The 13,033-nt window shown below is 67.3% G+C and carries 10 protein-coding genes; 4 read left to right on the top strand and 6 right to left on the bottom strand.

All coding sequences use genetic code 11. The annotated features are described in order from the left end of the window. Window positions 1–3: 3 nt before the first annotated feature. Window positions 4–1,737, bottom strand: a complete 1,734-nt coding sequence (gene menD, locus EU513_RS07315; RefSeq protein ID WP_168990187.1) for a 2-succinyl-5-enolpyruvyl-6-hydroxy-3-cyclohexene-1-carboxylic-acid synthase — start codon at window positions 1,735–1,737, stop codon at window positions 4–6. 4 nt (window positions 1,738–1,741) lie between these two features. Then, window positions 1,742–2,653 carry an aldose 1-epimerase family protein gene (locus tag EU513_RS07310; protein WP_129625240.1) on the bottom strand — a complete coding sequence of 304 codons (912 nt, stop codon included), beginning with the start codon at window positions 2,651–2,653 and terminating at the stop codon, window positions 1,742–1,744. Window positions 2,654–2,709: 56 nt separating this feature from the next. Between EU513_RS07310 and EU513_RS07305 the strand changes: the two genes are divergently transcribed. Next, window positions 2,710–4,629, top strand: coding sequence for a helicase-associated domain-containing protein (locus EU513_RS07305; RefSeq protein ID WP_240795962.1), 1,920 nt, complete (start codon window positions 2,710–2,712; stop codon window positions 4,627–4,629). 115 nt (window positions 4,630–4,744) lie between these two features. Here EU513_RS07305 and EU513_RS07300 read toward each other — a convergent pair whose 3' ends face one another. After that, window positions 4,745–5,560, bottom strand: coding sequence for an AraC family transcriptional regulator (locus tag EU513_RS07300; protein WP_129625238.1), 816 nt, complete (start codon window positions 5,558–5,560; stop codon window positions 4,745–4,747). Between the two features lie 74 nt (window positions 5,561–5,634). Here EU513_RS07300 and EU513_RS07295 point away from each other — a divergent pair, with 74 nt between their 5' ends. Together EU513_RS07295 and EU513_RS15820 are read left to right on the top strand one after the other, a co-directional pair. Further along, window positions 5,635–6,174: a maleylpyruvate isomerase family mycothiol-dependent enzyme gene (locus EU513_RS07295; RefSeq protein ID WP_129625237.1), complete on the top strand. Its 540-nt coding sequence runs from the start codon at window positions 5,635–5,637 to the stop codon at window positions 6,172–6,174. 319 nt (window positions 6,175–6,493) lie between these two features. After that, window positions 6,494–6,754, top strand: coding sequence for a hypothetical protein (locus EU513_RS15820; protein WP_168990186.1), 261 nt, complete (start codon window positions 6,494–6,496; stop codon window positions 6,752–6,754). A 7-nt stretch (window positions 6,755–6,761) separates the two neighbouring features. On the opposite strand, the gene EU513_RS07285 is transcribed toward EU513_RS15820, so the two are convergent. Together EU513_RS07285 and EU513_RS07280 are read right to left on the bottom strand one after the other, a co-directional pair. Further along, window positions 6,762–8,711, bottom strand: a complete 1,950-nt coding sequence (locus EU513_RS07285; protein WP_129625236.1) for a M13 family metallopeptidase — start codon at window positions 8,709–8,711, stop codon at window positions 6,762–6,764. A gap of 92 nt (window positions 8,712–8,803) precedes the next feature. Beyond that, window positions 8,804–9,736, bottom strand: a complete 933-nt coding sequence (locus EU513_RS07280) for a hydroxymethylglutaryl-CoA lyase (RefSeq protein ID WP_129625235.1) — start codon at window positions 9,734–9,736, stop codon at window positions 8,804–8,806. 78 nt (window positions 9,737–9,814) lie between these two features. Here EU513_RS07280 and EU513_RS07275 point away from each other — a divergent pair, with 78 nt between their 5' ends. Further along, window positions 9,815–11,467 carry a DNA repair helicase XPB gene (locus EU513_RS07275; RefSeq protein ID WP_129625234.1) on the top strand — a complete coding sequence of 551 codons (1,653 nt, stop codon included), beginning with the start codon at window positions 9,815–9,817 and terminating at the stop codon, window positions 11,465–11,467. Between the two features lie 56 nt (window positions 11,468–11,523). On the opposite strand, the gene EU513_RS07270 is transcribed toward EU513_RS07275, so the two are convergent. Then, the gene (locus tag EU513_RS07270; protein ID WP_129625233.1) at window positions 11,524–13,002 is read right to left on the bottom strand and encodes an NCS2 family permease; all 1,479 of its coding nucleotides are present in this window, start codon (window positions 13,000–13,002) and stop codon (window positions 11,524–11,526) included. Window positions 13,003–13,033: the final 31 nt, after the last annotated feature.

Raw genomic sequence — 13,033 nt, 5'->3', positions numbered from 1 at the left:
CGATCAGTCCAGTTCGGCCAGCGCGTGTCGGGCGACCTCCGCAAGACGTTCGTGCAGAGGACGCTCGGCAGAACGCTCGATGCGTACCTCCAGCACCCGAACCCCCTTGCTGGGGTTGGCGATTCGATCGGCGAGCGTGTCGCGGTCGGTGATGAGCTCGTACTGCGTGCTGCGCGCCCGACACACCAGCTCGAGGTTGGCGCCGGTCGGCGTTCCGAAGATGCGCTCGAAGGAATCGGTCAAGTGGTCCTGGCCCGGCTCCAAGGTGCTGAAGATCCCACCGCCGTCGTCGTTCAGCACGACGATCGTCAAGTCCGGCTTGTCGTTGTCCGGACCGATCAGCAACGCGTTGCCGTCGTGCAGGAACGTGAGATCGCCCATCAGTGCGTACGTCGGTCGTTCCGGACGCGAGAGCGCGACGCCCGCGGCGGTCGACACCATGCCGTCGATGCCTGCCAAACCGCGATTGGCTACCGAAACCACCTCTCGCGCAATGCGATTGGGGTTTCGCGCAAGATCGAGGTCTCGGACGATGTTGGACGGGCCGATCACGATCGCAGAGCCGTCGGGCAGGTTGTGCACCACCGTCCGGGCGACGGTCATGCCGGAAGGCCAGCTGCCCTCGATGAGCGGTGTCGCGGCCTCGGACAGCGCAGTGCTGGCACGACGCCACCGGGCGCTCCACGCGCGGTCCGCGCAACTGGCGACCGCCGTCCGGCTGCGCTCGATGTCCTCCCACGCGTGCACGCGGCGGGTGTGGTGACTCGAGCCCGCCCACGAGGTGCCGGCGGTGACGACCTCGACCGAGACGTCCGGATGGCGCAGCAGTTTGCCCACCTCCCGATCGAGGGTGGTGCGTCCGGCCACAAGGACGCGTTCTGGCCGGTTGCGCTCCAGCCATTCGGTGGCACGCAGGATCAGCGCCCCGTGCGGGGTGACCCGTCCACGGTGGTACTGACCGAACGGTTCGGCGATGACCGGCCAGCCCGCCGCGTCCGCGAGCTCGGCGACCTCGGCGGCCATCGACGGCTCGGGCAGGTCACCCAGCACGACCAGCGTGCGCGGCACGGGGGCGATGCCGGGCCCGGCAGCCACAGCGCGGTGGCTGTCGACCTGGCGGATGTTGAGCCAGGACTCACCGCGCGGCAGACCGCTGAGGTCCTCCGGCCAGTCCTCACTGTCGACGTCCGGCACCAGTGGGGCGCGCAGCGGAATGTTCAGGTGCACCGGGCCGGCGTCGCCCGTGGGTACGCCGGTCGCTTCGGCGAGGGCACGTCCGACCATCGAACGCCACCAATCCTGTTGACCCGCACGCCTTTCGGGTACGCCGAACTCGTAGAACCAGCGGGTGGAGTTGCCGAAGATCTTCACCTGGTCGGTGGTCTGGTTGGCACCGACAGCGCGCATCTCCGGCGGCCGGTCGGCCGAGAGGACGAGCATCGGCACATGGGCATGGTGCGCCTCGAGAACGGCCGGGTGCAGGTTGGCCACCGCGGTGCCGCTGGTGGTGATGATCGGCACCGGGATCCGACGGATCTTCGCCATGCCGAGGGCGAGGAACCCCGCCGACCGTTCGTCGATGCGCACGTGCAGCCGAAGTCGTCCGGCCTTCTCGGCCTCGAGCGCGGCGTACGCCAGCGGCGCCGATCGGGAGCCGGGAGCCAGGACGATGTCACGTACGCCGTGCCGGACGAGCTCGTCGATCAGCACGGTCGCGAAGGCCATGGAGGGGTTCACGGCGTCATTCTCCCGTAACGCCCCACGACGCCGACCAGGTCTGTCCGGGTTGCAGCTCGATGAGGCCCTCGCCGGTGTTGAAAGCGTTGGCCGGACAGGTCATCGGCTCGACCGCGACGCCGGTGCGCCGGGCGTTACCACCGGGCAGCGAGTCACCGGTGAAGGCTTGCGCGTAGCCGAACGCGTCCGCATCGGCCCAGAGCGTCGTCGCGTGTTCGTCGGTCCGTACCGTGATGCGCCAGTGACCGTCCTCCGCGCGCAGATCGGTGTACGCGTGATCGAGCTGCGTATCGGCGATCGGCCGCGCGGTCGAGAAGTCGAGCTCGGCCGGCACCGGCGCGGTGCCCGTCGGGATGAGGCGGTCGTCCACGTCGATCACGGTGCCGGCAGGCAGTTCGAGGATCAGCTGGTCGACCGTCTCCTCCCCGGCCGTGAGGTAGGGGTGTGCGCCGTAACCGAAGGGCACCGCTGCACGGCCGGCGTTCGTTGCAGCAGGCGTGACGGTGAGGCCGTCCTCGCCGATCGAGTACGTGACGGTCAGCTCGAGGATCCCGTCCCAACCCTGTTGCGGCAGCAGCGAGCAACCGACGACCACTCGATCATCACTCTGCTCCACCAGGTGCCAGGTCGCCCAACGGGTGAGTCCGTGGGAGGCGTTCGATCGTGCCGGTTCGGACAGCGCCAACTGCTGCTCCTTGCCCGCGTAGGTGTACTTGCCGTCGCGAATACGGTTGGGCCACGGCATCAGGTGCTGACCCCGTCCGGCATCGGCCTTTGCGTCGACCGGGTAGCCGTGCAGCAGTGGCCTTCCACCCGAGCGGTATTCGCGGATTCCTCCACCCGCCTGGACGACGACGAGTTCCTGGTCGTGGGCCTTCAGGGTCCACTGCTGCCCGCTGGGTGCGCGATCACTCATGACGCCCAATCAAGCACATCGCGCCGTCGTACGCACGGGATGACTAACGTGGTCTGGTGCCCACCCACCGCAGCCTCGCCGACGACGTCCGGTCCCGGACACCGCAAGAACTGCGCGATCTTGTCGTGGCCCGGCCCGATCTGCTTCACCCCGGCACGTCCGACCTGACCGGGCTGGCGGCACGAGCCGCAACCCGAAGCAGTGTGCAACGTGCCGTGGACGCCCTGCCCGCTGACGCCTTGCGCGTCCTGGACGCCCTGGTTGCTTCGTCGGGTGAGCTTGCGGGCGCAGCGGCCCGCCTGGCTGTCGAGGTCGATGCCATCACCGACTTCGCGGACGACCTGTGGACCCGGGCACTGGTGTGGCGCAACGGTGATCGGTTGACCGCAACCCGCGAGGTCGCCCAGCTCCTCGCCGAAGTCGATCTGGACCAGGCCCCGTTCCACCACCCCGTGGTCGGGACACCCGGGGGCGGCCAGGAGGCCGCCGACGCGCACGCCGGACATGCGGCGCTCGACCTGGTGTGGCAGGTCGAAGCGCTCGCCGAACACTGGGAAGCGGCGCCGCCACGAGTGATGAGCAAGGGCGGGGTGTCCGTCCGCGACCACAAGAGTCTCGCCGGGCATCTCGACACGACGATCGAACACAGCGCATTCATCGCCGAACTCGCCCACGCTGCCGGGCTGCTCGCACCCGACGCAGAGATCGATCCGACCTGGTTGCCCACCCCCGCCTACGACGACTGGCTACAGGAACCGCCCGCCTCGCGTTGGGTCGCGCTCGCTCGGGCGTGGTGGACAATGCTGCGCGCGCCGTCCCTCGTCGCGTCCAGAGACCCGGGCGGGTCGGTCGTCAATCTGCTCGGGGATGCTTCCGTGTGGCCGATGATGCGCCAGCGCAGACACGACGTGCTGTCGGTGCTCCTCGACCTGCCCGCTGAGGTCGCGGTGTCGGTGGACGACGTTGACGTCCTGTTGCGCTGGCACCGCCCCCTGCGCCTGCCGCCCGGGGTACCGACTCGCGCGGATGTCGTTGTGCAAGAGGCGGAATGGTTGGGACTGGTCGCCGACGGACGACTGAGTTCGGTCGGACGAGCCCTGGCCGCCGACCGGCTGGACGACTCCGTGGCCGCGCCGCTGTTGCCCGCCCTGATCGATCACGTTCTCGTGCAGGCTGATCTGACGGCGATCGCGCCCGGCCCGCTGACGGACGATCTGCGACGCCTCATGCACACCGTGGCCGATGTCGAATCTCGCGGTGGGGCAACTGTTTTCCGGATCACCGACCGCTCGATGAACCGAGCGCTCGATGCAGGGCATTCGGCTGCCGGCCTGCGCGAACAGTTGCGCTCCGCGAGTCTCACCCCGTTGCCGCAGTCGCTTGAGTACCTGATCGACGACGCCGCACGACGGCACGGCGTGACTCGCGTTGGGGCTGCATCGTCGTACGTGCGTAGTGATGACGAGTCACTACTGAACGCGCTCGTGGCCGACTCGGCCGCAGAACCGTTGCAACTGCTGCGAATTGCCCCGACCGTCCTGGTCTCGCGGCTGCCGGCTGCTCGACTTCTCAATCTCCTGCGCGAGATCGGCTACTCCACCCTCGCCGAGGACGCGTCCGGCGCCGTGACCGTCATCGGCAGTGAACCCGCCCGGGCGCCGTCGCCCCGTCCGTCCGCGTCCGTCACCCGCACCACGGTCGAGGCGTCGGCCGCGGAGCAGTTCGTCGAGAAACTACTGCAGACGTCCGGGACCGAAGCCCCGGCCACCGGCGACCCGGCAGTGACCGTCGACGTGCTGTTGGACGCGGCGGCCACCGGCGTGCCCGTCCGGGTCGGCTATGTCGACACATCGGGCAACATCCGACGGATCACAATGCGTCCGCGCTCGGTGGACGCAGGACGGGTGACCGGTACCGTCGGCGAGAACGTCCGGACGATCAGCGTGCACCGCATCACTGCCGTCGCGCCCGCTTGATGCGGAACGACGGCAGGTAGTCGGTCAGACGCGCGGGGTGTCGAGGTCCGCGCGGGTCGGGATGCGAGCAGATCTCGAGACCCCGCGCCCCTGTCAGCGATGCGCGGTGACCCAGCTAGTCGGCGGCTGCGTTCATCCGAGCGAACTCGCCAGGCGTCATTCCGGTCGCCGTCTTGAAGTCGCGCGAGAAGTGCGCCTGGTCGGCGTAACCGAGCACGGCGGCGACGTCCGCCAACGACCCCGAACTCTCACGCAGGCGATCGGCCGCCTCGTGCAACCGGCGACGACGGATCAACCAGAGCGGCGTCAACCCCAGCCGCCGGTTGCACAAACGCTGCAGCGAGCGCTCGTTCAAGTCGAAGCGGTGACACAGTTCCACGACGCTCGTGATCGACAGGTCCGTCTCCGCGGCCTCGGTCAGGTCGTTGATCAGCAATGACTCCTCGTCGAGGGGCAGCAGTGGCTCGAGCCGCTCCTGCACCAGCGTTCGTCCCTCCGCATGGGCGCCGATATCGTCCGGGTCAGCAGCCATCAGTTCGCGCAGCTTCACCGTGAGTCCCGGGAACACCTCATCCAACTCGATGGACTGATCGGTGATCGTGCTGACCGGGCGGCCGAGTAGCAGCGACCCTGCGGCCGGAGTGAACATCGCACCGAACCCCCACGATCGGCCCTCCAGCACCGTCCTCGACAGACCACGCGTCGGGCCGCCGAAGCGCGAGTACGCAGGCGTCGTGATGAGCAGACAGACGGGGTACTGCAGCACCTTCTGCACCGACTGCTCCGGCGCCGGCACGTCCCACACCGGAATCCAAAAGCGACGCAGCAGACCGCGCAGATGCTCAGGCGCCCCGTAGCGATGAATCGTGAACGAGCGGTCGGACGGGTCGCGCAGGTGAGCGCGCTCAATGTCGTCCGCGGCTCTGGCCATGTGTCGGAAATTATCAAGACCGGCCCGCGCACGCTGCCCTAACGTCACGATCAAGATCGACGAAGGAGAGGGTCATGACACAGATCCAGCAGACCTGGACCCGGCACGAAGAACCGTTCAGCAAGGTCGTCGCCTCGGTCACCGACTGGGACGCCGCGAGCCCGTGCGAGGGGTGGAGCGCCCGCGATGTGTTGCACCACGTCATGGAGACCGAGCGTGACTTCCTCGGCAATCAGGGCCACGAACTCCCCGCAGCGGCAACGGCTGAGGATCCCGCCGCTGCGTGGCGCGAGCACAACCAGGCGGTGACCGACCTGCTCGGCGATCAGTCAGTCGCGGACAAGCAGTTCGACGGTTACTTCGGACCGACCACCGTCGGCGAGACCCTCGCCCGTTTCTACGGCTTCGACCTGCTCGTGCACCGCTGGGATCTCGCCCGATCGCAGGGCACCGACGAGCAGTTCACGGACGCCGAGCTCGACGAGATCGACTCTGCTGTGGACGGATTCGGTGATCATGCGTACGTTCCCGGAATCTTCGCCGACCCGGTGAAGGTGCCCGAGGACACAGACCGCACCACCAAGGTGCTCGCCCGCACCGGCCGGAAGGTCTGATCCCACGGCGGTGGTGAACACTGGCCCGCATGGCTTCGTTGTTCTACCTCGTGGGTCCGCCCGCTGTCGGAAAACTCACGGTCGCCCGGTGCCTCGAACAGCGCACCGGCGCGATCGTGGTCGACAACCACCTGATCAACGACCCGGTCTTCGTGCCGATGGGCGTGCACCGCGGCGAAGGCATCGAAGCGACGAACAAGCTACGAGGACGCGTTCTCGACATCGTGCACGAAGCGATCCGGCTCGCACCGACGCGGTTCAGCTACGTCCTCACCCACTGGCTGCCTACAAGCCCGAGAACTCCGAACTGGTCGAGCGGGTGCGCGTGTTGGCCGCAGCCGGGCAGGCGCGGTTCGTTCCCGTGTGGCTCACCACTGATGCCGAGACCCTCGCGGGGCGGGTCACGGAGCCGGATCGATCGCAGCGCGCCAAGCTGGTCGATGCGGAAATCCTGCGACAGCTGGCAGCCGTGCCGAACCTTCCACCACCGCCGGACGCCTTGGTGATCGACTCGACGTCCCTCACCGCTGACGAGGTCGCCGATCGAATCATCGAGCACGTCGGCCGGCCTCATCGTTAGGACAAAATCAGAAGATCCGCACCTGGTCCTCGGGCGCGAGGTACATGCCGTCGCCCGGCTGCACGTCGAACGCCTCATGGAACTCGCGCAGGTTCCGTGCGACGTTCGCACGGCAGTTGGCCGGCGCGTGCGGGTCGATCGCGACCAGGCGCTTCGCCTCGTCCGGACGCGCCTTGCCGCACCACACCTGGCTCCACCCGAGGAAGAACCGCTGGTTACCGGTGAATCCGTCCAGTTCCGGAGCCGGATTCTCCTCCTGCGCAATGGAATACGCCTTGTAACCAATCGTCAGACCACCGAGGTCGCCGATGTTCTCGCCGACGGTCAGTCCACCGTTGACCTTGATGTCGGGGGCATCGGCCGGTGACTCCTGGTCGAACTGGTCGATGAGCTTCTTGGCACGCTCCTCGAAACGCTCGCGGTCTTCCGGGGTCCACCAGTCGGTGAGCGAACCGTCGCCGTCGAACCGCGAACCCTGGTCATCGAAGCCGTGCCCGATCTCGTGACCGATCACCGCACCGATGCCGCCGTAGTTGACCGCGTCGTCCGCGTCGACGTCGAAGAACGGCGGCTGCAGGATCGCGGCCGGGAAGACGATCTCGTTCATCATCGGGTGGTAGTACGCGTTGACCGTCTGCGGGGTCATCAACCACTCGGTGCGATCGATCGGCTGACCGATGCGGCCGAGCTGACGGTTGAGTTCGAACTCGGCCGATCGAGCAAGGTTTCCGAGCAGGTCGTCCGCGTCGATCTCGAGCGCGCAGTAGTCACGCCACTTGTCCGGGTAACCGATCTTCGGGGTGAACTGCGCCAGCTTTCCGAGCGCGCGTTCACGAGTCGCGGGCGACATCCATTCGAGGCTCTCGAAGTCGCGGCGGTACGCCTCGATGAGGTTCGCGACGAGTTCCTCCATGCGCTCCTTGGCGCGCGGCGGGAAATGCTCGTCGACGTACAACTGCCCGACGACCTCACCGATGCACGACTCGACGACCGCGACGCCGCGCTTCCACCGCTCCTTCAACTTCGGGGTGCCGCTGAGCACCCTGCCGTTGAACGCGAAGCTCTCGTCGACGAGATCCTGATGGAGGTACGGCGCCTGGTCGCTGATGACCATCCACGACAGCCACGCCTTCCAGTCGTCCAGGTCGTGGTCGACCAATGCGCTGGACAGACCGGACAGGTACGACGGTTCTCCGACGACCACGTCCGCGAATGCTCCGGACGGCGCTCCGATCCCGGAAGCCCAAGCATCCCAATCGAACTCGGGGGCCAGATCCTTCAGTTCGGCGAGCGAGTGCTTGTTGTAGGTCTTCAGAGCGTCGCGGGTCGAGACGACGTCCCAGTGATGAGTCGCGAGGCGGGTCTCCAGCGCGAACACACGGCGCGCGAAATCGGCAGGATCGGGGACGCGCGCCAACTCGGCCATCCGCTCGAGATGCCCCTGGTACTTCTCGCGCACCTCGGCGTACTTGTCCTCCCGGTAGTACGACTCGTCCGGCAGGCCGAGACCGCTCTGCGTGAGGTAGGCGATGTACTTGTCCGGGTCCTTGGCGTCGGCGGTGACGTAGAAGGCGATCGCGCTCCACACTCCGCGACGGGTGAGTTCGCCCATGAGCCCGGCCAGCTGGCTCGTCGACTGCAAACCGCGGATCTGATCCAGCCGCGGCTGGATCGGGTCGGCACCGGCGGCCTCGATCGACTCGGTGTCCATGAACGAGGTGAACAGGTCGCCGACCTTGCGCTCCCCCGTGCCGGGCTCGGCGTCGGAGGCGGCGGCCCGCTCGATGATCACTCGGACAGCTGCCTCGGACGCCTCGCGCAGCGCGTCGAAGGCGCCGTACCGCGCACGGTCGTCGGGAATCTCGGTGCTGCGGACCCAGTGATTGTTGACGAACCCGAACAGGTCGTCCTGCACGCGGGTTTCGGAATCGAAGGTCGAAGTCAGGCCAGAACGCATACGTCGACCCTAACCCCGCCGAGTGGCCGGGCTATGGACGAGTGGCCGGGATATCGCCCGGCCGCCTGTTCATAGCCCGGCCACTCGGTGGGTCAGGCAGTGCCGAGGGCGCGGACGACGCGGGACGGCGACGGGCGGCCGAGTTGGTCGGCCATCCAGACACTGGTGGCGACGAGTTTGTCGAGGTCGACCCCGGTCTCGATGCCGAGTCCGCGACACATCCACACGAGGTCCTCGGTGGCCAGGTTGCCGGTCGCCGACTTCGCGTAGGGGCACCCACCCAGTCCGCCGGTGGACGCATCCACCACGCGGACGCCGTGCTGCAGCGCGACGAGCGTGTTCGACAGCGCCTGCCCGTAGGTGTCGTGGAAATGGACGCCGATCCGGTCGATCCCGATTCCGCTGTCTCCCAACGCATCCAGTAGTCGAGCAACATGACCTGGCGTGCCGACGCCGATGGTGTCACCGATGCTGAGTTGATCGCACCCGAGCTCCATCAGCCGCGCGCACACGTCGACGACCTGCTCGATCGGCACCGGTCCTTCCCACGGGTCGCCGAAGCACATCGAGACGTACCCGCGCACCCACAGGGCGTCGTCCTTGGCCCGCTTCACCACGGGCGCGAACATCTGGAGTGACTCCTCGACGGAGCGGTTGAGGTTCTTTCCAGCGAAGGTCTCCGTGGCTGAACCGAACACCGCGATCGACTTCACCCCGGCCGCGAGCGCGTTGTCGAGACCCCGCTCGTTCGGCACCAGTACCGGCCGGGTCGGACGGCGCGCCTCCTGCCCCAGCGAGTCCACCAGTTCGGTCGCGTCGGCCAACTGCGGGATCCAGGACGGCGGCACGAAGCTGGTCGTCTCGATCGTGTCGAGGCCGGCGTCGATCATTCGGCGGATGAACTCGGCCTTCACCGCGGTGGGCACGACACTCTTCTCGTTCTGCAGTCCGTCGCGGGCACCGACCTCGTAGATCGTGATGCTGTCGGGCAATCCGTCGGCTGGTTCGACCATCGGCAGGCTCATGTGAGCATCGTCTCACCCACCGTCCGCGCCCTGAACCCGTCGGGAATCGGCGGGCTTCCCGCCTGGTTAGCCTGAAACGTGCCCACCGACGTCCCCGGACCCCTCATCGTCCAGAGCGACAAGACCGTCCTGCTCGAAGTCGACCACCCGCTCGCCCGCGAAGCACGCGCTGCGATCGCGCCGTTCGCCGAGTTGGAACGTGCGCCCGAGCACATCCACACTTACCGGGTGACGCCGCTCGGCCTGTGGAACGCGCGCGCCGCCGGACACGACGCCGAACAGGTGGTGGACGCGCTCGTCCGGTACAGCCGTTACCCGGTGCCGAACGCGCTGCTCATCGACCTCGCCGAGACGATGGACCGCTACGGACGCCTGACCCTGCGCAAGCAGGACATCGCCGGCGAACAGAAGCTCGTGCTGGTGACGACCGACCGGGCAGTGCTCACGGAAGTGTTGCGCAACAAGAAGATTCAGCCACTCGTCGGCGACCGGATCGACGACGACAGCGTTCTGGTGCACCCGTCCGAACGAGGCGCGATCAAGCAGCAACTCATCAAGCTCGGCTGGCCCGCCGAGGACGAAGCCGGCTACGTCGACGGCGAGGCGCACCCGATCGAACTGGCCGAGGACGGCTGGAGTCTGCGTGATTACCAGCAGCACGCGGTGGACGGTTTCTGGGACGGCGGCTCCGGCGTCGTCGTGCTCCCGTGCGGCGCCGGCAAGACCCTCGTCGGCGCGGGTGCCATGGCGAAGTCGCGCACCACCACGTTGATCCTGGTGACCAACACGGTGAGCGCTCGGCAATGGAAGGACGAACTGCTGCGCCGCACCTCCCTCACCGAGGACGAGATCGGCGAGTACAGCGGGGCCCGCAAGGAGATCCGGCCGGTCACCATTGCGACCTACCAGGTGCTGACCCTGAAGCGGAAGGGCGTGCACCCGCACCTGGAACTGCTGGACGCCCGCGACTGGGGGCTCATCGTCTACGACGAGGTGCACCTGCTGCCCGCGCCGATCTTCCGGATGACCGCCGACCTGCAGGCCCGTCGCCGCCTCGGCCTCACCGCGACGTTGGTACGTGAGGACGGGCGTGAAGAGGACGTCTTCAGCCTCATCGGCCCCAAGCGTTTCGATGCGCCGTGGAAGGAGATCGAGGCGCAGGGCTACATCGCGCCCGCCGACTGCGTCGAGGTGCGGGTCAGTCTGTCCGAGAGCGAGCGCTTGGCGTACGCGTCCAGCGATGCGGACGAGCGCTACCGGTTCGCGTCCTGTGCACCGGTGAAGGACAAGGTCGTCCAGCAGCTCGTCGACAAGCACCGCGGTGAACCGACCCTGGTCATCGGCCAGTACCTCGACCAACTGGAGTCGCTCGCCGGACGCCTGGACGCCGACCTGATCACCGGCGAGACGTCGGTTTCGGTGCGGCAGAAGCTGTTCCAGCAGTTCCGCGACGGTGAGATCTCGTTGCTGGTGGTCAGCAAGGTGGCGAACTTCTCGATCGACCTGCCGGAGGCGTCCGTCGCGATCCAGGTCAGCGGCACCTTCGGTTCACGCCAGGAGGAAGCCCAACGCCTCGGACGCGTGCTGCGTCCGAAGACCGACGGACGCACCGCGCATTTCTACACGGTCGTCACCCGCGACACCGTGGACGCCGACTTCGCCGCCCACCGGCAGCGCTTCCTGGCCGAACAGGGCTACGCCTACCGGATCACCGACGCCGAGGACCTGTGAACGTCATGAGGGACGAGGCGTGGTTGCCCCGTCCCTCATGACACTCGGTCGCGCGGTCAGTTGACCCCGAAGATCTGACGGATCGGGTCGATCGCGAAGTACAGGAAGAAGCAGAACGAGATGATCCACAGGATCACCGGGATCTCACGCCACTTGCCCTTGATGATCTTGATCAGCAGGTAGGCGAGCGTGCCCGCACCGATACCGACGGTGATCGAGTAGGTCAGCGGCATGAGCGCGATGGTTAGGAACGCCGGCAGCGCGATGTCGATGTCGCGCCAGTTGATCTCGCCGACCTCCTGCATCATCAGGAAGCCCACGAAGACCAGTGCCGGGGCGGCCGCCTCGTGCGGGATCACCTCGACCAGCGGGGCGAGGAAGGTCGCGAACAGGAACAGGACGCCGGTGACGACGGACGCCAGGCCGGTGCGGGCACCGTCGCCGACGCCGGACGCCGATTCGATGTAGCCGGTGTTCGAGCTGACTCCGCCCAGACCGCCGGCGGCAGCGGCTACGGAGTCGACGACCAGGATCTTCTGGGTGTCGTGCGGGGCGCCGTCCTCGTCCAGCAGGTCACCCTTCGCCCCGATGGCGGTCATCGTGCCCATGGTGTCGAAGAAGTCGGCGAGGATCAGCGAGAAGATGATCAGCGCGGCCGCGATGACACCGATCTTGGCGAAGCCGCCGAACATGTCGACCTGACCGACGAGCGAGAAGTCCGGTGTCGAGACGACCTGGTCCGGAACGGCCGGGACGTTCAGCGACCAGGTGCGGTCGTTGGTCGGCTTGCCGTCGACGAAGCGGGGGCCGATCTTGGCGATCGACTCGATGATGATCGCCAGGACGGTGGCCGAGACGATCGCGATCAACAGCGCGCCGGTCACCTTGCGGACGTAGAGGGCGAGCAGCAGCAGGAACCCGACGATGAACACGACGATCGGCCAACCCTGCAGGCGCCCGTCGATGCCGAGCTGAACGGGCGTACCGGCGCCGGCGCGCGAGAAGCCCGCGTCGAACAGGCCGATGAAAGCGATGAACAGTCCGATACCGACCGAGATCGCGGTCTTCATCTGTCCCGGCAGGGCTCGGAACGCCGCGACCCGGAAGCCGGAGATGACCAGCAGGAGGATGAGGATGCCTTCCCAGACGACCAACCCCATCGCTGCTTTCCAGGTCATGTCGGGAAGCGCCGCGACACCGAACGCGACGAACGCGTTGAGCCCGAGGCCTGCGGCGATCGACATCGGGAAGTTCGCGACCACGCCCATCAGGATCGACATGACTCCGGCGACCAGGGCGGTACACGCGGCGACCATCGCCAGGTTCGGAGCCGAGCCGCCACCGAGGAACTGGCCGGTTCCGTCCTTGACCGTTCCGATGATCAACGGGTTGAGCGCGATGATGTACGCCATCGTGAAGAAGGTGACGAATCCTCCCCGCACCTCCCGGGCGAGCGTCGAACCTCTTTCGGAGATCTTGAAGTAGCGGTCGAAGCCGCTGACCGGGGCGGGTTTCACGGGGGTGTTGGTCGACATGCCCGTGAGACTAGGCCCGGGCGCCGGTCCG

The sequence above is a fragment of the Yimella sp. RIT 621 genome, from assembly GCF_004146205.1.
Lineage (GTDB): Bacteria > Actinomycetota > Actinomycetes > Actinomycetales > Dermatophilaceae > Yimella > Yimella lutea.
The sequence above is the reverse complement of the archived record's forward strand: the minus strand, read 5'-3'. Positions and strand labels throughout refer to the sequence as shown.